This is a genomic window from Bacillus sp. FSL R12-0074 (genome assembly GCF_038005725.1).
Lineage (GTDB): Bacteria > Bacillota > Bacilli > Bacillales > Bacillaceae_G > Bacillus_A > Bacillus_A mycoides.
In genome coordinates, this window is the sequence record NZ_JBBOTR010000001.1 from 1,010,104 (window position 1) to 1,026,982 (window position 16,879).

A 16,879-nucleotide genomic window follows, 5' to 3' on the forward strand; every position below is an offset into this window, starting at 1 on the left:
TTCAATAAATGGGGGCAGATTATGTTGATATTCCGTATAAATAATATCATTACATTAATTTTCTTTCGGAAGTACAATTCCTTTGTACAATTGAACTGTAATCAAATAGTAAATCGAGTAAATCACTACGAAAATAATAATTGGTAGCCAAATACGAAAGTACGGATCAGCCAAAAGAACGCTGAACATGTTCATACCAACTAATACGTGAACAATACCCACAATTGCTGGGACTAAAAATATAAAGAATAACTCCTTATAAATCGATTTTATTAATAACTCCCGGCGAACACCGATTTTACGAAGCATTTGATAACGTGTACTATCTTTGGATGCACCGGATAGAATTTTAAACATTAAGCAGCTTGCCATCATTGCTAAAAATGCAACTCCAACGAAAAAACCCATAAACATTAGTCCGCTGGCAAAATCATGACTCACAATATACGCTTGATACTTACTATCCAATTCTTCCGCCTTCACATTTTTATATTTTGATATCTGTAATTCATCAAGTTTTTTCCATTCTTTTATGTATGATCCAAAATCATCTGTTTTCCCCATAAACACAGTACTTTCTTTACCCTTCAACCCATCGTATATGTTTTGATCTACAATTTTCATTTCATAATCAGGATATAAATAATTTGGCTGGATCGTTCTGAAAGCCTGGATCCATTGTTTTGTGTCGGTCTCTCCTTTAACCCATTTTATTGAAAATGCACCAATGGGTAATCCCTCTGAAACTTTTTCTATTTTCATACCTTGCAAGAAAGGGCGATTTTTTTCTAAATCTTCTTTAAGATAATAAACATACCTATCATCAACTTTGTAATGATATTCAAGTTTTTCTTGAAATAAGATACCACCCAAAATTTTCTTTTCTTCCGCTGTTGGATTATGAATGACTGAATCGTAAATTCGCATTTGATCTGTCATTTTTAGGATGTTGTTTTTAAATGCCATACCACAAGCAATTCCACCAGCACCAAGAGCCACTAAGATTGCTACTGTTGCAAGCACATTTGTTAGACCATTAATGCGGAAATTTAATTGTGCAAAAGTAAAAGCATTGAGGCCTTTTTCACTACGTTTTTTATTACTCTTTAACTTGTTTATCATAACTGGGAGAAGTGATCCAAATATAAGGTAAGTACCAACGGTTGCTGTGATTAATCCAAGGGCCATTAATCCCAAAACAATTAGCGAATTTGCATGAGAAATATAAATCAGTGATGCATAACCAATACCCAATAAAATAATACCAAGGAATGCAACTACAACTGTCATTTTTCCTTTTACGGCGACACGTTCTGTTTGTGCATCTGCATGTACAAGTTGTAATACAGAAATACGCGATAATTTAATACTATTCATAATTGCTGATAATACAAATAGTGCAAAGAAGAAGGCACAAGTAATAGTCATAGATGGCAGATAAAATGCTTTATAACCTTCACCAGCAAACTCGAGTTGTTTCATTAATAACTGACCGATACCTTCTGCAAGTCCTACACCAATTGTAATTCCAATCAAAAGAGATGTGGCACCTAATATGATTGTTTCGATAAACATAAGTAAGGTAACTTTATGCTTTTTTGCTCCTAACATCATATACATACCAAATTCTTTTTGACGAAGAGCTGATAAGAAAGAGTTTGCATATAGAATATAGAAAAATGTGATAACCGCTAACAAAAAGGAACCAATTTTAAATACAGACACAATATCCCTAATAGAAGAGTTAGATTCAAGGAACGTTTTATTGGATGCTAGCGTTTGAAACATATAAAAAGTTGAAATAGAGACAATAAGGCCAACAAGTAAGACAATGTAATCTTGGAACTTACTTTTTAGGCCTGACATGGAAAGCTTAAATAGCATGATTGAACTTCCTTCCTTACGCTTTTTGTGTGCCAATGTTTGCAAGCACGTCTAAAATTTCTTTATAGAACTCTTCACGTGTACCACCGCGATAAATTTCTTTATATAGCTCACCATCTTGAATGAATAAAATACGCTGACAGTAACTTGCACTGTACGGATCATGCGTAACCATCATGATAGATACACCTTGTTCTTTATTTAAGTTTGTCATCGCATCCAGTAAACTTGTTGCATTTTTAGAATCAAGCGCTCCTGTTGGCTCATCCCCTAAAATAATTGCTGGCTCATGCACTAACGCACGAGCTGCTGCTGAACGCTGCTTTTGTCCACCAGATACTTCAGATGGATACTTTTGAAGGATTGCTGAGATCCCTAACATATCAGCTACCTTTTCTACTTTCTGTCCAATATTTCGTGATGGGACACCTTGAAGTGAAAGTGGAAGTGCAATATTTTCGTAAATAGATAAATTCTCTAATAAGTTAAAGTCTTGGAAAATGAATCCTAATTTTTGCGAACGGAAATCAGAAAGCTCACCTTGCTTCATTTTCGTAATATCCGTTCCTGCAATTTCAACAACGCCGCCTGTCGCTTTATCTAACGTTGAAATTACATTTAATAATGTTGTTTTACCAGAACCAGATGGCCCCATAATACCGACAAACTCCCCCTCTTGAATTGAGAATGATACACCTTTTAACGCATGCGATTGATTCTCACCTTTTTTACCGTACAATTTTTGAATGTTTTTTACATCTACAACTGGTTTTATCATATATATCCTCCTATGTTTGTTTTTTCATTTCTTTAAAATAAGCTGCTATTCATATTTGCTACTAACAAAATAGTCATGTTGCATCTACCTTTTCCATAAGGCTGTCACGATGTATCCAATTGAAAGCTGTAAAGAAAATTTTATTTTAATTTCTCCACTCACCTCATCGCTTTGAATACATACATGATAAACTATAAAAATTAGGAAACACCCTTAAGAATCCTTAAGAATTCTTAAGTTTTATAAAAAAAAGCTTATGGAACCTGTAATTCCATAAGCCAATCTATTTGATTGGATGTTCAACAATAAAGGATATCCAACCTTCTTTATATTCTGCATATATATTACCTTGATGAAGTTCAACAATTCTTTTTGAGATAGCAAGTCCCAGTCCATTTCCTTGATCACCTTTTCTTGCCTTATCACCCCTGAAAAATCTTTCAAACAATTTATTTGGTTCGCTAACAGGCGGCTTCTCGACTTTATTTGATACTTTCAAAATTGCTTTGTTACCTATTAGTTCAAGACATACGGATAATTCGGATGGTTTCATGCTGTACTTTATCGCATTCATAAACAGATTTTCATATACACGTACCATTTTTTCTACATCCATGAAAATAGGTATTGTTTCTTCCGTTATTGATTTTTGAACGATTAAACTTTCCTTTTCAAATATGGGAATGTATTCTCCAACTATTTGCTCCAACAAACCTGATAAATCAACTTCATTAAAGTTTAACTTAGCATCTATGCCTGATAAACGAGTATATTCAAACAGCTCATCAATTAAATATTTCAGTCTCTGTGACTTTGAATAAGTGGTTTCAAGGTATTCCTGTAATTGTGTTTTACTGTTGTATTGCCCTCTTTTTAATAAATCTATATAGCCAATAATAGATGTTAACGGTGTGCGTAAGTCATGAGATACATTGGTTATAAGTTCATTTTTTGTACGTTCTAATCGTCTTTCTTGTTCAAATGTATTTTCCAATTCCTTGGACATATAGTTGATATTTTGAGCAAGTTGGGTCAATTCGTCCTTCCCCTTAATCCCAATTGTCAAACCTAGTTTTCCATTTGCAATATCATTTACATTATCCGAAATGAGCTTCAAATATACTATTTTCTTTCGAACCAATATCAAAAAAATTATTATAAAGTTAAAGATTGCGAACGCGAATAAGAACAACAATGCCAAATTGAATTCAAACATACCAAATTCTTCGTATTTTACAAAAAATGGATCTATGACGTATACCAAAATGAGGATTGTTAAACCAAATGAAATAAAAAAACTAACTGCAACAGCACCAAGAAGTTTTATAATGATCTTATTTCTAAAACTAACATTCTTCATATTTTATATCCAATTCCCCAAACAGTTTTAATATAAATAGGATGTTTAGAATCCTCTTCAATTTTGTCTCTTATTTTTGTAATATGCACCATGACGGTATTATCCGATTTATAAAAAGCATCTTTCCAAACTGCTTCATATATTTTTGCTACACTCAGGACAATCCCTTTGTTACGGGCAAGTAGTTCGAGTATATCAAACTCTTTTGGAGTTAGCCTTGTTTCCTTTCCCCTTACCCATACTTGACGTGTATCTGTATTCACGGCTAAATCACCAATTTCTAGGATACTTTTATTATGATCTATTGACGTATTGTATTTTTTAAACCTTCTTAATTGGGATTTTACCCTAGCGATTAATTCCAATGGGTTAAACGGTTTTGATAAATAATCGTCGGCACCAGAGGCTAGACCCTGAATTTTGTCTATATCCTCTGATTTTGCAGATAGCATAATGATAGGCATATTGCGGTCTTCTCTAATCTTCATGCAAGCTTCAATACCATCCATATCTGGCATCATAATATCTAAAATAATAAGATCAAACTCCTTTTCTTCTAACAGTTGTAAAGCTTCCATAGCATCTTCTGTCTTTTGAGTTTTCAGTCCTTCATTTTCCAAGTAAACAGAGATAAGATTTCTAATCTCTTTATCATCATCAACAATAAGAATTCTTGAATCCATATTATTCCTCCATATTTTTTCTCGTATTGAACAACTAAAGACATAAGCAGGGGAGACATTTCTATCTTACTTTCTTCAAATTAATTCCTTCAATTATTTCGTCTCCAATAAACCTTGAATTTGAAAGGGCTGCAACAAATGATTTCTAGTTCATTATATACATGAAATAAGAAAGTTAACTATTTTCATACTTAACTCCTCACAGGTTTGAATTCATAATCATACACTAGCATCCAAATCTTAAGAAAAAGGGGAAAAAGTTCTTAAGAATTCTTAAGCTTTCTATAGCATTTTGTCATAAGAATATATGGTGAAAGGGAAATTAAGTTGTCTTAGTTTAAAAAAGGCAGAAAGGATAATGAATTGAATGGATAAATGGGAATGTTTAAAGCAACAAATAAAAGAAAAGTATAAAAAGCATTATGTAGATAGGTCCTTTGTTCTTGCGATAGATGGTTTAAGTGGTGCTAGGAAAACGACACTAGTACATCAACTAAAAAATATCTTAGATAATATAGTAATTATCCATATAGATGATCCTATTGTTGAGAAAGCTAAGAGGTATAATACAGGGCACGATGAATGGTTTGAATATTATCAGTTACAATGGGATACTAATTATCTAAAAGAACACTTATACGACAAATTGTATCAAAATGAAAAGTATCTATCTTTGCCATTTTACAACAAGGAAAAAGATACATTTACACAGAGAACGATAAAGATAACACCTAAAAGTATTGTAATCATTGAAGGCATTTTTCTTTTGAGGGAAGAATGGAAAACATTTTATGATTACGTAGTATTCTTAGATTGTCCTAGGGATATAAGATACGAGCGTGTACTTCATCGTGATACATACATAGGGGATTTGGAAGAGCGATTAAAGAAATACCAAAATAGATATTGAGTAGCAGAAGATTATTATTTAAAAAAGCAACAGCCTTTAGAATTTGCTCATTACGTTCAACAACTAGAGGGGGCTAATTAATAATTATTCGCTATTCTAAAGAATAAGCGTATTCAAATTTCATTATTTAATGCTTACAAAAAGAGCACTAAAAATCAGTGCTCTTTTTTATATTTAATTGGGGGTCTTATCGCATGTCTATCAAGCTAAGATTTTAAAGTACCCCCATAACGAAATTTTTCTCTCTCTACAGTTATTTATGTGAATTCAGCTCGTTTTTTGCGTTTTGGGGGGTGACCTATTTTTTTAGCTTGATAGCGATGGGGTATCACCACACGACTAGCCAGCACTCACACCCAAAAACAGGATGGAATGATAAAATGCAAGTTTAAGGAGGGGGAAGAATGAAAAATGTACATAGATGGTTAAATTATTTTGGTTTTATATGTGTGTGCATGTCTAGCTTCGGTTTTGTTTCTCGTTGGATTTTTCGTGATGTGATTGCACTCGATCAATTACTTGTTTTGAGTATATTTAATAACAGTATTTTTTGTAAAACGTTGTAGTAAAGAGTTACGAGGTGATAAAGGTTAATCGCCCTAAATGTAGTTTTAGAATTTCGCAATCGGAGTATATTGTTGAAAAAGGCTTATTGAATAATGACAGTTTATTTTAAGAAAGTAAATCGATAATATAGTAAATAATACTTTCCTTGACCCTGTACTATGGCACAGGGTTTATACTTTATATGAGGTGAGACAGATGCAATATCTTATTATCGAAACTTTAATAGATTCAGAAAAGAAAGTAGAAGAATATTTATAAAAATAATAAATTGTAAAGGTGGGAGAATAATGGAAGATTGTTGTAGTAACCTTAAAGGAATAAAAATTGAAAATAATGGTCATTGTCCATCATGTAAAAATAAAGCTAAGAATGTAAATTTGATTACACTAAAATCATTGCTTAAACCATCGGCATTAGAAACATTAAATGCTAAAGAAAATCACTATTTTTGTTCAAACGAAGATTGTGATGTAGTCTATTTTGATACGAATAATAAAAAATACTTTGTATCTGACATAAAGGTAGCTGTAAATCAAAAAGATGACTCAGCAACTACACCAATTTGCTATTGTTTTGATTGGACAAAAGAAAAAATCAAACAATATGTGAAAAATGGACTTACTCCTAATCCAGTAGAGCATATTCGCGAAAACATAAGAGAAAATCGATGTGGTTGTGAAGTAAACAATCCACAAGGTAGTTGTTGTTTAGGCAATGTTACAACTTATATTAGAAAAATGTCATAAGGAACTTAAATGTTGCTTTTTTTCCCAAAAATACTTTGGGGTATTTCAAAATCTCAAGTCGATGGGCATGTGGCGTTGCCTCATGCTCACCAAGCTAGTTAGGGTATGTTAAGTAAACCTTATGGATTTGTATATCTCATCCATCCACTTTCAGATTGTTTCGCTTTATACTTCCCATAAGACAGAAGCTTCATTGCCGAGCGATTGGCCGCATGAAAAACCAAGTTCAGCTTCCATTCTTCCTCCATTTCACTGGGATAGGTGGTAGATTCATAAACATAATAACCCGCCATGATACAGGGGATTACTTGCTCCGGTTCAAATCCATAAGCAGTTGCATCATCCACAACTAAATCAATGATGCATCGGTTTCCATCTTTAACTTTTTTCTGGAGTAATTTTTTTACCGATCCTGGTACTAATTCTAATATTTTATCCTTCATGTCAGTCACCTCATCTTTTATCATGTCCAGATAGCCTGGGGATATGTGTCAAACAGGATGAAGTTCCAACCGTAATTACACTGGTTTAACAAGATCTTAAGGACTATATCACCCTAAAAGAGAAAATGGCTTTAAATAAAAGAAATCCCGATTGTCTGCGGGGCTCCTAAGGGTAATCGTCAAGTAATGACGTACTCGACTAATTAACGATATCATGAATTTTTTGGTGAAAATAATGGTAAATGTGTCCAAATGAATAAGGGCATTATTTGGAACAAAAACGCTATTTTAATTTCAAACAAAAGAACAGTCAGCAAAAGCTAACTGCTCGGTTCTCCAAGGGGGAACAAGGAGAAAGTAACTTAATCGGTTGTCTACAGTATTGACGGAATATTGAATTTTATTCAGGGGACTATGTTATATGATTGATAAAAAATCCCTTTATTAGCAGTAAAACTCCGAGGAGAGACAAGACTTCAATTGAGAACCAAAACATGCTTTTTTGAGGTTTTTTAAACTCCATTATTATGGAAGAAAATAAAAAGGTTGCAATCATCATGATAATTAAGAGACGGATTATATCAGACATTAATAGCACTCCTAATATTTAATCAGTTTCATTATATAGTTATTTCCAATGAGATGGAATTTAAGAATTGTTTTATTGAAATTCGAACAAAAAAGGTCCTGTTGTCTCCAACAGAACCTTTTCTAAAATGGCAAAGAGTAACTCTTACCTTACTCTTCTGCTATATAATACACAAAACACGTATAGATGTGTAGAACAAGAAATTCCAATATAATTATTTGAATAAAGTGTTTAAAAGTATCTTGTCGGGGTTTAATATAAGGAGTTAAATTACAAACGTTGATTTATCAATGGATATTAATGATGAACTAGAAAATGATAGTTAATAAAGGAATATCACAATAATGAAATATGAAATATTGCATATTCAATTGAAATAGAAATTTACAAGTAGAAAGCGAGGAATAACAATGGGGCTAGGAAACCATAGAACAGAAAATAGTTTGAGTGTAAATGACAGGTGTTCCGGGTTCTACTATTTATGCGAAGAATGTCATTGGGAATTCCATAGACACTTCGAAACAGTTAAATCACACGAGTATGTTACGGAGACACCTAAATATACAGAATTGATAGGATTATGGGAAGTATTGAATGATCCATTATCTATGAAAGAGTTCAAGGAACTTGTTTATAAAGGATTGTATTTAAAAAGAAATGTACAAAAATCATTTAATGAAGAAGAAATAGAAGCAAACAACAAACAATTAAAGTAGCGAATTCGATGCTTTTTTATTTTACATAGAAAAAAGGAAACCGCAAAGGATCCTTTTTATATTAAGCTGCTTTATAATTTTTATTTTTAATCCTATTTCTAGTATCCATAAATGCGGCGAATGTCGCTATAGCACCACCTAAATCATAAACTTGGAATTTGTGGACAAAAGCAAGTCCTACAATGAAATTGTAGCTGTATATAAAGCATGTAATACCGAACAGCCATAACATGAACTTTAAATCTTTTAAGCTCAATCTATAATTCTTAATTTTTTTCCACATATGTATCAACTCCTATTGTTCTGAGGTTCTATAGTTTTTCTTGCAGATCTCTCGCATGTTTACGATAAAGAATAGAAAGAAGATAACAGCTGCGATGCCATTAACCCAGTAATACGTATGTCCCATCGTGAATCCATCATAGAAGGAATAGGCATTCCAAATTATAAGGATTATTGAGCAGATAGTAGAGATCATTAATGAGCCAAAACTTCTCATGCTTTTCACCTCGATTCAAAGTTTTAGAACTTTTCATACAATTATACATTTAAATAAAAAGATTTACAAAAGGAATTACCATAAGGAGGGGGGGATGACTATACGCTCTAACGGGACAAACTGTTGGGAATTGTGAAGGAAACGGCGGTTCTAATGTGGATATCAATATGTTAAGTCAGGTGGATTCGATACTAACTCCTTAGATGAAGCTATTCAAGCTATGGCAGAACGAGGAATAAAAGGTAGCGTTAATGTTGATTCACTTTCTGGACTGTGTTATATCCAAACCGATGTCCTACCTAATACAGAGTTAGATAAGATTACTTGGTGGGTGGATACTTGATCAGGTGGTAAATGGTGGTATGAATATATCAAAGTTAGATAATAGTTGAAGCCGTCCTTAATCGGGCGTTTTCAACTATTATCTAAATGCTTCTTTAGTTTTCTCTATTGTGTTCTGTTCCTCTTTTGTATTTGTAAATTCGATAACGATAACAGACAGTCCAAAACCTAAACAAACAGCCTTTATCTTGCTAATTCTCACAAGAACTTACACTTTTTCTCTATCTGTATTTAACCTAGAATACAAGATTCTTTCATTTTTATTCCTGGATATATTTGAAAAACTGTATGTTTTTTATCTCAAATCAATTACATCTATAAATTTAAGGAAAACTCTGTTATAAGATGCATCAGTGCAAGTTATTAAATTCTTTATCGGATTTATGTCAGTTACAGTCACATATCTAGTAAGTAAATGACCATCTCTATAATAAGTAATCAATACCTTCTCTTCAGAAAGAAATGAACATAGTAACTTGTTTTCAATAATTTCTTGTTTGTCTTGAGTTAATGTAGGGCGCTCCACTTTTGTTTGTTTTTTAACAATCTTACCAATACCGATGAATTTCTTCGGTATTGAAGCGAATGGAGTCCGCTTAATCATTCCTATTTCTTTTGGCATATGTGTATAGTTCATGCTGTATATCTCCCTGATTGCTATTAATAACTGTATCATTATATCAATTTTTGGAGATGTTAGGATTATTTATATAATTATAAAATAAACATTTAGAGGTTTTTGACTCCTTATAAAATCAACCCAATTTAACTAAGCATGATTTATATATATATAATTGAGTAATGCACATGAATCAATTATTACCATAGATGTAAGCAATATTTATAATGCAAAAGAATTGCATTTACTTCTTAAAGAGAAGCTTGAGTTTCCTAATTTGTACGGGGAAAACTGGGATGCTTTTTGGGATTGTATTACAGGATTTGTGTGTCCTTTGCCAAACAAAATGATCTTCGACGGATGGTCAAAGTTTGAAAAAAGGTTACCGAGAGATACGAAAATAATGAAAGAGTGTCTTCTTGATTATAATGAAGAGGATAGAAAGGATCCTGCATGAGCGTCTTTTTTATTAAAATTTATATTTTAAAGAGTTACCTAGAAGAGAACAAGCTATTAATTAACAAAAAAGAAAAGACACCCTAAGGTGCCTTTCTCCGACTTGAACCATCTTAATTTTAATAATATTGGACTCCCGTCCAAATATTATTTTACCATGTTAAGTTGTTTTTGGAAATATTTCATATCGATAATTACAATACACGTTTTAGTTTTTAAATTATTCATCTTTCTAAAGGTTGAAATTAATAAGAACCCCATAAATGATAAACCATTCCACTAACAAAAAACACTAATCCTAAAAACAAAACAATTAAAGCAAGTACTCCATTTTGATTATGTTCCATAAAATTAGCTCCTTTTAGATTTATTTTTATCCCGCTATTTGTGGGCAGTAAAACTCCCACCTCAAAATTCAGCTGGAGCAAAGAAGTTAGGTGGGAGCCCTGCTGCCCGTAAACGCCCGATTGGTGAAGGCTACTACTCAGTGGGGGATGAACAAAACCCCCCACTGAGTAAAGTTTCACTTTATATACAAAAAAGCCTTTAGTCGTAATTATGGCTAAAGGCTTTGATCATTATACTTTTTAGTTTATAAAATTTGAAACTGAAAATGTACTAGCTTGATAATGAAGCTTGGCTATTAGAATTGAAAAATTTTAGTTTTATTATAATTAACAGAAATGAGAGTAGTGTGAAAATGAATCCGCTCCAAATAAGCTGGTGAATACCTAAGTTTGAAATGAACCAGCCTCCAATAGTTGTTCCTAAAGTAATTCCGAGATTTGAGAATGAAACGAATAGGCTATTACCGAATTCAGGTGCTTCTTTTGCTTCGCTTATTAACCATGCTTGACCAACAATTAATCCACCAGCATGTACGATTCCCCAAATGAATACGATAAAAATCATTGGAACAAGGTAGGAACCTAAATAATAAACCAATATGTAAACAATAGAATATAGGATAGGGAATAATATTACTGTATTTACTATACTTTTTTGCAGGAGACTACCAAATAAATGATTGCCTAAAATCATAACGATACCAAATATGAACAGCATGATACTGATGAGAGATCCATTCATGGAAGTTACTTTGGCAAGGTACTCAGCGAAGTAGCTGTATACGGAAAACATGGCTGCAAAAAGGAATGTGACGGTTAAAATATTCAACCATAATCCTGGTTTGCCGAGTATACGAATTTGTTTGCCGAAAGACATTTTTTCTTTAACAGGCATAGAAGGAAGTAGGATTAGTATTCCAATGAATGCAAGAGTGTTAACAAGCGCTCCGAATAAGAAAGCAATTTCGAGTGAAAATTGGTCTGCAAGGTAAGAGGTTAGTGGTACACCTAAAGCAAAACCAACAGTAATTCCCATGAAAACTTTTGTAACCGCCTGACCGCTCTTTTCTGGAGGGACAAGTTTAGCAGCTGTTACAAGAGCGATTGAAAAGAAGAGTGGGTGAAGTGCTGCCGGTAAAATACGAAAAATAAGCATGATTTCAAATTGTGTTGTATAAGCGTAGATTATATTTGAAATAACAAATGCAAAAATTGCTGTTAATAAAATTATTTTGCGATTAATACTAGAGACGAGCAGAATTAAAAACGGACCAGAAATAGCAACAACTAGTGCAAATATACTTACTAAAAATCCAGCTTGTGTAGTTGAAATTCCGAATTTTTGAGTGATTTGTGGTAATACGCCGACAATACCCATCTCGGTAGTAATAATTCCGAACACACCTATTGCGAGTGTCAGAATAAGTAAAGGATTTACTTTTTTCATTTATAAAACTCTCCATTCGTATCAGTATTTTGAAAGTAAATTCATTAACAAAGAAGCATTATTACAAGTATGATTGGATGCCAATATTATCTGGACTATGTAATTTTAAATACAATAACAGATATCTAAATAACTAGATATGATATATTAAAAAATTTTCTCCTTTCTATGTTTCTTGCTTTTATAGGTAGTGCAATCTTATAAAAAAGTAATTGGATACCTGTAAAAAAGCAGAATGTGTGAAAGCTAATAATCAATTGATATGTAGATTGATTATTAGCTTTCATTTTATAATTCGTTTTGAACGTATTCAGAAAACTCTCGTATTGTTTTTTCATTTCGGCGATAGTAGGTCCATTTTCCAATTCGGTCAGAGTCTAGTAATCCTGCCTTTTTCATAGTTAATAAATAACTAGAAATCACCGATTGGGCTAAGCCAGTTTTAAGCTGGATATCTCCTACGCACACTCCAACTTGAAAGCTAAGGCCTTGCTCTAGATAAGGTTTTTCATCGAAATGGTTTTCTGGATTTTTCAACCATGATAAAATTTGACATCTTGTTTCATTTGACAATGCTTTATAAATTAATAAAGGTTCCATAAGGATATTATATCTACTTTTATAGATTTGTAAATGGGTTTTGGTGATTTTAAGGGGAGAAGGTATACGTGAGCCCCTTAAATAGGAATGAGGTGCTCTTGATCTGTACCTTTTGTAAAGGACATTCTAAAAAAAGTTAGGCAACCTAAAAAAGATGATTTCGGTATGCAAACAGGAGTCATCTTCTTTAAATTCTATTGATAGCAAGAGTGATTATAGTACGTCATATATTTCTTAATTTCATGTGTTAACTGAACAAACGATTCACATGATTTTATATATGCTTCATCGGTTAAAGTACTACGAGGATTACGTGTGCAAATGATAATATTGTTAGGTTTAAGCATGTTGTTGCCTAGCTATCAATGGCGGATTCCTAAGAAGAGTAATAATAAAACCCAACTGAAGATTTAAGAAAAATTTTATGTTTACCCCATTTTTTATTTTAAAAGTTTTTCCTATCCTATAAATGAGTTACATCAAGAAGGATACTAAAAACGATAAAGTCATAGATGAAAATGTAAAGTTAGGGGATTCTGCATGGATACAGAAGTTTTGATGAGTTATTTGTATACTTATTTCTTTACTATTATTTTTTGTATTGTGTTTCAAATTGGGTTTTATTTTAAAGCGAAAAGAAATATATCTATTGGGCATTTTCTATGGGTATATGTTTTTCTATTCTACCTTTCGCTAGTATATGGGGTGACGCAAATCGCAACTGTATGGGATATAAGTAGATATGAAACGTGGATTCGTGTCAGTCAAATTAACTTGACTCTATTTGATACGGCAGGTAGTACGACGTATCTTTTGAATATTGTACTGTTTATGCCGTTAGGTTTTTTATTACCGACTATTTGGCCACAGTTTAGAAAAATGAAAAACACAGTATGTGCAGGATTCTTTTTTTCATTGGCAATTGAGTTAAATCAATTATTAAATAATAGAATTACAGATATTGATGATCTATTTACGAATACCCTCGGGGCAATTGTTGGGTATGTAATATATAGAGTTTTATTTGAAATGTTTAAAATGATATGTAAAAGAGAGGGGAAAAAGCTTGATACGAACTCTTCTTTAGTCATAAAATACGAAGCTATTTTTTGTTTAGTTTGTTCATTTGTAGGTGCGATGTTAATTTATTATCCTGGAGACCTGTAAGCTTCCAATGAGATACGATCTCGTTTATAAAATGAGTCTAGTATTTCTTCCAATCAGCACAAGATTCTCTCTATACGTTATTAAGTTATTCAGCGGACTGTAAGATTATCAGCAATAATACTGGTGAGATTGGATTAAAGGCTGACAGTTTCTATCCAAGCTTTTCATTTATGTATGATGCGCAAGAATTATTTATTATTGGTGGAGAAGAGAAATGGTCACATATCCATTATATAAAAAGATTTTTTCATCTTGAGCAGATTACAGATGAGCTAACTATTGATGTAAGAAAATGAATTTAATGATGATGTGTGTGTTAATTATATAAGTTTTGGATCTAAGGAATTAAAGTTAGTTGAGCAACTTTGTGTAGGGGAAGGATTATTTGTATGTCACACTAAAGACCGAAAGTGATAAGGTGCTGTATAAATAACTAATTTGGATGACTTGAATGTATAAACTTAAAAACTTTCCTTTATGGAGAGTTTTTTATTACAAAGAAAAGACACCCATATAAGAGTGTCTTTTCCGATAGTTTGTTTAGCAGAAGCAAGAAGCTCCAACTATGATTAATAAAATAAACAATACTACTAATAAAGCAAAGCCGCCAGAAAATCCACAGCCGCCACAACTACCACCAAATCCCATAATAGTTCCTCCTTTAATAAGAGGGGAAAACAAGGGGTCACTCATGTATTTTAACGGATTCAATTTACTTTATGTTTTTTACGCAATAATTGAGCAGGTCCTTTTGAAAATAAAAAAAAGACACATTAAGGTGCCTTTCTCCGACTGGATAACCGCATTTCGAAACTGGTGGATAACTTGCAAATAGTATGTATGCTTCGATTTATTTACAGATACCTAAGATTTATACATTCTTCCATATAAGTCAGTACTTTTGATTACTAAACGTTCAATCATCATAAGGTTTAGTTTATTGTTACCAACCACTCGCTCCAACATCCGTCTTCAACCACTTCACCCAATCCAAATCCTCTACCTTAAGTAAACTCAGCGAAACACCTTTCATATCTAAAGAAGTGAGAAGGGTACCAACCTTTACGAACTTCACATGTAAGCCTTCCAGCTCACATAAACGGCGAATATCGTTTGCGAAAATGTATTGTTCCATTAATGGTGTCGCACCTAGTCCGTTAATGAGGATGGCAAAGTTGTCGCTTTTTCTCCAGCGATAAATGCTTTTTAATTTGTTCATTAGTTCAATCGCTAATATTTCAGAAGAGGATAGTGCTTCTTTACGGTATCCTTTTTCGCCGTGGATACCGACTCCATAAAATACTTCATCATAGTTTAATGTGAATGAAGCTTTTCCTTTTACTGGATCGTTTGCAGGTGAAAGGGCGACTCCTAATGTGTGTAAGTTTTCGGTGATAGAACGGCCGAGTGCTGTTAGTTCGTCTAAAGAGTGATCTTCAAGAGCGGCCGCACCAAGTATTTTTTGAATGAAAACAGTACCAGTGACGCCGCGTCTTCTTTTATTAAACGAAGCATCATCTTCAATTGAAACGTCGTCATTTACGATGATGTGGTCAATTTGTCTTCCTTCTTCTTTTGCGATTTGTTCTGCCGCTAAAAAGTTTTCAACGTCATCTTTAAAGTTTTTGATGATGAATAAAATACTTTTATCTTTTGGCATGAGGCGAGTTGCCATTGTAATTTGTTCCACTGTAGGCGGAGTGAAAATATTGCCGTTTACGGCCGCTGTAAGCATTCCGTTTCCTACATAGCCAATATCAGCTGGTTCGTGTCCGCTACCACCGCCGCTTATAATGACAACGTTTTGCTTCAGTTTTTCGATATCTTTTACATAAATGATGTTATTTGTTTCATCGTAATTCACTTTGTCGTTATGTTCAAAATAAAAGCCATGCAGCATATCTTGAACAATATTTTCTACATCATTCATAATCTTTTTCATTGCTTTTGCCACCCTTTAATTACTTTGCTGATTGCTCCAGTAATAGTAGTAATTGATTGTTTATCATATTTTTCATGAGAGAAGACATAATGGAAGGATCTACTTCGCACTTGCTTTCAATCCAATCTTTTATCGTTCCAACGAAGCCGTGACTATAAAAGGAGGCAATCGTATTTTTTGTCTCATCAGAAAGGCTGAATCCACAGCTCATCGATAGTTCATCAATAATCTTCATATATAAGTTTTTCGTATGCTCAAATAAATAGTGATTAAACGAGTTTTGCTCAATGACTTTAAATGCATTTCGGTAAAATTTTTGATTTTCGTAAAAGTAATCAAATAATAAATCGAAAATGTTTTCCCATGTTTCATAATCAAGAAAGTCTATAATATTTTCTTTCGTTTCTTCTTTATAAATCCAGCTTAATAGTTCGAATTTATCTTTAAAATGATAATAAAAAGTTTGCCTACGCATTTGACAGTGTAACATAATATCGCTCACTGATATTTTATGAAACGACTCTGTTTCCATTAAATACTTCAATGAATTCGCGATTATCTTTTTAGAAATTATAGAAGAAGTCATCTGAATCATCCCTAGAATGTAGTAATATGAAAATCTTATCTATACAGTGAAACTTTAATCAGTGGGGAGGTTCATCCCCCACTGATTATTAGTTGAACCAATCGGGCATTTACGGGCAGTTGATCTCCCACCTAACTTCTTTGCTTTCATTGCATTTTGAGGTGGGGGTCTTACTGCCCGTTAATGCGGGATAAATGA

The 16,879-nt window shown here is 32.9% G+C and carries 19 protein-coding genes and 4 pseudogenes; 8 read left to right on the forward strand and 15 right to left on the reverse strand.

What is annotated here, in order from left to right; all coding sequences use genetic code 11:
• Positions 1–54 precede the first annotated feature (54 nt).
• From NSS97_RS05120 to NSS97_RS05135, 4 genes are all read right to left on the reverse strand, one after another.
• Positions 55–1,884, reverse strand: coding sequence for an FtsX-like permease family protein (locus tag NSS97_RS05120; RefSeq protein WP_097890027.1), 1,830 nt, complete (start codon positions 1,882–1,884; stop codon positions 55–57).
• A gap of 16 nt (positions 1,885–1,900) precedes the next feature.
• Positions 1,901–2,662 carry an ABC transporter ATP-binding protein gene (locus NSS97_RS05125; protein ID WP_097890028.1) on the reverse strand — a complete coding sequence of 254 codons (762 nt, stop codon included), beginning with the start codon at positions 2,660–2,662 and terminating at the stop codon, positions 1,901–1,903.
• A 283-nt stretch (positions 2,663–2,945) separates the two neighbouring features.
• Positions 2,946–4,022, reverse strand: coding sequence for a HAMP domain-containing sensor histidine kinase (locus NSS97_RS05130; RefSeq protein WP_341111826.1), 1,077 nt, complete (start codon positions 4,020–4,022; stop codon positions 2,946–2,948).
• Complete coding sequence (locus NSS97_RS05135) at positions 4,019–4,705, reverse strand: response regulator transcription factor (RefSeq protein ID WP_215590848.1); 687 nt, start codon at positions 4,703–4,705, stop codon at positions 4,019–4,021. Before NSS97_RS05135 ends, NSS97_RS05130 begins: the two co-directional genes overlap by 4 nt.
• A gap of 367 nt (positions 4,706–5,072) precedes the next feature.
• Here NSS97_RS05135 and NSS97_RS05140 point away from each other — a divergent pair, with 367 nt between their 5' ends.
• From NSS97_RS05140 to NSS97_RS05150, 3 genes and pseudogenes are all read left to right on the forward strand, one after another.
• Positions 5,073–5,615: a uridine kinase gene (locus NSS97_RS05140; protein WP_341111828.1), complete on the forward strand. Its 543-nt coding sequence runs from the start codon at positions 5,073–5,075 to the stop codon at positions 5,613–5,615.
• A 404-nt stretch (positions 5,616–6,019) separates the two neighbouring features.
• Positions 6,020–6,209: pseudogene (locus NSS97_RS05145) on the forward strand (hypothetical protein).
• A 260-nt stretch (positions 6,210–6,469) separates the two neighbouring features.
• Entirely contained in the window at positions 6,470–6,928 is a 459-nt protein-coding gene (locus NSS97_RS05150) for a putative iron-sulfur cluster-binding metallochaperone (protein ID WP_149190200.1), read from the forward strand.
• Positions 6,929–7,047: 119 nt separating this feature from the next.
• On the opposite strand, the gene NSS97_RS05155 is transcribed toward NSS97_RS05150, so the two are convergent.
• Positions 7,048–7,371 (reverse strand): hypothetical protein, encoded by a 324-nt coding sequence (locus NSS97_RS05155; RefSeq protein ID WP_002110670.1) that lies wholly within the window; start codon positions 7,369–7,371, stop codon positions 7,048–7,050.
• Between the two features lie 999 nt (positions 7,372–8,370).
• Between NSS97_RS05155 and NSS97_RS05160 the strand changes: the two genes are divergently transcribed.
• The gene (locus NSS97_RS05160; RefSeq protein WP_012260458.1) at positions 8,371–8,676 is read left to right on the forward strand and encodes a hypothetical protein; all 306 of its coding nucleotides are present in this window, start codon (positions 8,371–8,373) and stop codon (positions 8,674–8,676) included.
• Between the two features lie 61 nt (positions 8,677–8,737).
• On the opposite strand, the gene NSS97_RS05165 is transcribed toward NSS97_RS05160, so the two are convergent.
• Together NSS97_RS05165 and NSS97_RS05170 are read right to left on the reverse strand one after the other, a co-directional pair.
• On the reverse strand, positions 8,738–8,959 hold the full coding sequence (locus NSS97_RS05165) for a hypothetical protein (RefSeq protein ID WP_002125677.1): 222 nt from the start codon (positions 8,957–8,959) through the stop codon (positions 8,738–8,740).
• A 12-nt stretch (positions 8,960–8,971) separates the two neighbouring features.
• Positions 8,972–9,175, reverse strand: a complete 204-nt coding sequence (locus NSS97_RS05170; RefSeq protein ID WP_078176431.1) for a hypothetical protein — start codon at positions 9,173–9,175, stop codon at positions 8,972–8,974.
• Positions 9,176–9,273: 98 nt separating this feature from the next.
• Between NSS97_RS05170 and NSS97_RS05175 the strand changes: the two are divergent.
• Positions 9,274–9,518 (forward strand): annotated as a pseudogene (locus NSS97_RS05175) (N-acetylmuramoyl-L-alanine amidase C-terminal domain-containing protein); the annotation flags it as partial.
• Positions 9,519–9,596: 78 nt separating this feature from the next.
• On the opposite strand, the gene NSS97_RS05180 reads toward NSS97_RS05175, so the two are convergent.
• The gene (locus tag NSS97_RS05180) at positions 9,597–9,719 is read right to left on the reverse strand and encodes a hypothetical protein (RefSeq protein WP_341111830.1); all 123 of its coding nucleotides are present in this window, start codon (positions 9,717–9,719) and stop codon (positions 9,597–9,599) included.
• Between the two features lie 93 nt (positions 9,720–9,812).
• Complete coding sequence (locus NSS97_RS05185; RefSeq protein ID WP_002035052.1) at positions 9,813–10,154, reverse strand: YolD-like family protein; 342 nt, start codon at positions 10,152–10,154, stop codon at positions 9,813–9,815.
• A 157-nt stretch (positions 10,155–10,311) separates the two neighbouring features.
• Here NSS97_RS05185 and NSS97_RS05190 point away from each other — a divergent pair, with 157 nt between their 5' ends.
• Positions 10,312–10,593, forward strand: coding sequence for a barstar family protein (locus tag NSS97_RS05190; protein WP_061690015.1), 282 nt, complete (start codon positions 10,312–10,314; stop codon positions 10,591–10,593).
• A gap of 617 nt (positions 10,594–11,210) precedes the next feature.
• Here the strand turns inward: NSS97_RS05190 and NSS97_RS05195 are convergent.
• The 3 genes and pseudogenes from NSS97_RS05195 to NSS97_RS05205 form a co-directional block, all read right to left on the reverse strand.
• Positions 11,211–12,386, reverse strand: a complete 1,176-nt coding sequence (locus NSS97_RS05195; RefSeq protein ID WP_341111833.1) for an MFS transporter — start codon at positions 12,384–12,386, stop codon at positions 11,211–11,213.
• 288 nt (positions 12,387–12,674) lie between these two features.
• Positions 12,675–12,986 (reverse strand): ArsR/SmtB family transcription factor, encoded by a 312-nt coding sequence (locus NSS97_RS05200; protein WP_002087249.1) that lies wholly within the window; start codon positions 12,984–12,986, stop codon positions 12,675–12,677.
• 194 nt (positions 12,987–13,180) lie between these two features.
• Positions 13,181–13,282 (reverse strand): annotated as a pseudogene (locus tag NSS97_RS05205) (TetR family transcriptional regulator); the annotation flags it as partial.
• 244 nt (positions 13,283–13,526) lie between these two features.
• Between NSS97_RS05205 and NSS97_RS05210 the strand changes: the two are divergent.
• Positions 13,527–14,153, forward strand: coding sequence for a VanZ family protein (locus NSS97_RS05210; protein WP_341111834.1), 627 nt, complete (start codon positions 13,527–13,529; stop codon positions 14,151–14,153).
• A gap of 41 nt (positions 14,154–14,194) precedes the next feature.
• Positions 14,195–14,449: pseudogene (locus tag NSS97_RS05215) on the forward strand (hypothetical protein); the annotation flags it as partial.
• A gap of 244 nt (positions 14,450–14,693) precedes the next feature.
• Here NSS97_RS05215 and NSS97_RS05220 read toward each other — a convergent pair.
• The 3 genes from NSS97_RS05220 to dhaS form a co-directional block, all read right to left on the reverse strand.
• Entirely contained in the window at positions 14,694–14,801 is a 108-nt protein-coding gene (locus NSS97_RS05220; protein ID WP_000505673.1) for a YjcZ family sporulation protein, read from the reverse strand.
• A gap of 295 nt (positions 14,802–15,096) precedes the next feature.
• The gene (gene dhaQ, locus NSS97_RS05225) at positions 15,097–16,095 is read right to left on the reverse strand and encodes a DhaKLM operon coactivator DhaQ (RefSeq protein WP_341111836.1); all 999 of its coding nucleotides are present in this window, start codon (positions 16,093–16,095) and stop codon (positions 15,097–15,099) included.
• 19 nt (positions 16,096–16,114) lie between these two features.
• Positions 16,115–16,681, reverse strand: a complete 567-nt coding sequence (gene dhaS / locus NSS97_RS05230; RefSeq protein ID WP_002166228.1) for a dihydroxyacetone kinase transcriptional activator DhaS — start codon at positions 16,679–16,681, stop codon at positions 16,115–16,117.
• Positions 16,682–16,879: the final 198 nt, after the last annotated feature.

What these genes read in the sequence shown, in the direction of transcription:
- NSS97_RS05120 (WP_097890027.1), bottom strand. Translation starts at nt 1,884, where the DNA reads ATGCTATTTAAGCTTTCCATGTCAGGCCTAAAAAGTAAGTTCCAAGAT.
- NSS97_RS05125 (WP_097890028.1), bottom strand. Translation starts at nt 2,662, where the DNA reads ATGATAAAACCAGTTGTAGATGTAAAAAACATTCAAAAATTGTACGGT.
- NSS97_RS05130 (WP_341111826.1), bottom strand. Translation starts at nt 4,022, where the DNA reads ATGAAGAATGTTAGTTTTAGAAATAAGATCATTATAAAACTTCTTGGT.
- NSS97_RS05135 (WP_215590848.1), bottom strand. Translation starts at nt 4,705, where the DNA reads ATGGATTCAAGAATTCTTATTGTTGATGATGATAAAGAGATTAGAAAT.
- NSS97_RS05140 (WP_341111828.1), top strand. Translation starts at nt 5,073, where the DNA reads ATGGATAAATGGGAATGTTTAAAGCAACAAATAAAAGAAAAGTATAAA.
- NSS97_RS05150 (WP_149190200.1), top strand. Translation starts at nt 6,470, where the DNA reads ATGGAAGATTGTTGTAGTAACCTTAAAGGAATAAAAATTGAAAATAAT.
- NSS97_RS05155 (WP_002110670.1), bottom strand. Translation starts at nt 7,371, where the DNA reads ATGAAGGATAAAATATTAGAATTAGTACCAGGATCGGTAAAAAAATTA.
- NSS97_RS05160 (WP_012260458.1), top strand. Translation starts at nt 8,371, where the DNA reads ATGGGGCTAGGAAACCATAGAACAGAAAATAGTTTGAGTGTAAATGAC.
- NSS97_RS05165 (WP_002125677.1), bottom strand. Translation starts at nt 8,959, where the DNA reads ATGTGGAAAAAAATTAAGAATTATAGATTGAGCTTAAAAGATTTAAAG.
- NSS97_RS05170 (WP_078176431.1), bottom strand. Translation starts at nt 9,175, where the DNA reads ATGAGAAGTTTTGGCTCATTAATGATCTCTACTATCTGCTCAATAATC.
- NSS97_RS05185 (WP_002035052.1), bottom strand. Translation starts at nt 10,154, where the DNA reads ATGAACTATACACATATGCCAAAAGAAATAGGAATGATTAAGCGGACT.
- NSS97_RS05195 (WP_341111833.1), bottom strand. Translation starts at nt 12,386, where the DNA reads ATGAAAAAAGTAAATCCTTTACTTATTCTGACACTCGCAATAGGTGTG.
- NSS97_RS05200 (WP_002087249.1), bottom strand. Translation starts at nt 12,986, where the DNA reads ATGGAACCTTTATTAATTTATAAAGCATTGTCAAATGAAACAAGATGT.
- NSS97_RS05210 (WP_341111834.1), top strand. Translation starts at nt 13,527, where the DNA reads ATGGATACAGAAGTTTTGATGAGTTATTTGTATACTTATTTCTTTACT.
- NSS97_RS05220 (WP_000505673.1), bottom strand. Translation starts at nt 14,801, where the DNA reads ATGGGATTTGGTGGTAGTTGTGGCGGCTGTGGATTTTCTGGCGGCTTT.
- dhaQ (WP_341111836.1), bottom strand. Translation starts at nt 16,095, where the DNA reads ATGAAAAAGATTATGAATGATGTAGAAAATATTGTTCAAGATATGCTG.
- dhaS (WP_002166228.1), bottom strand. Translation starts at nt 16,681, where the DNA reads ATGACTTCTTCTATAATTTCTAAAAAGATAATCGCGAATTCATTGAAG.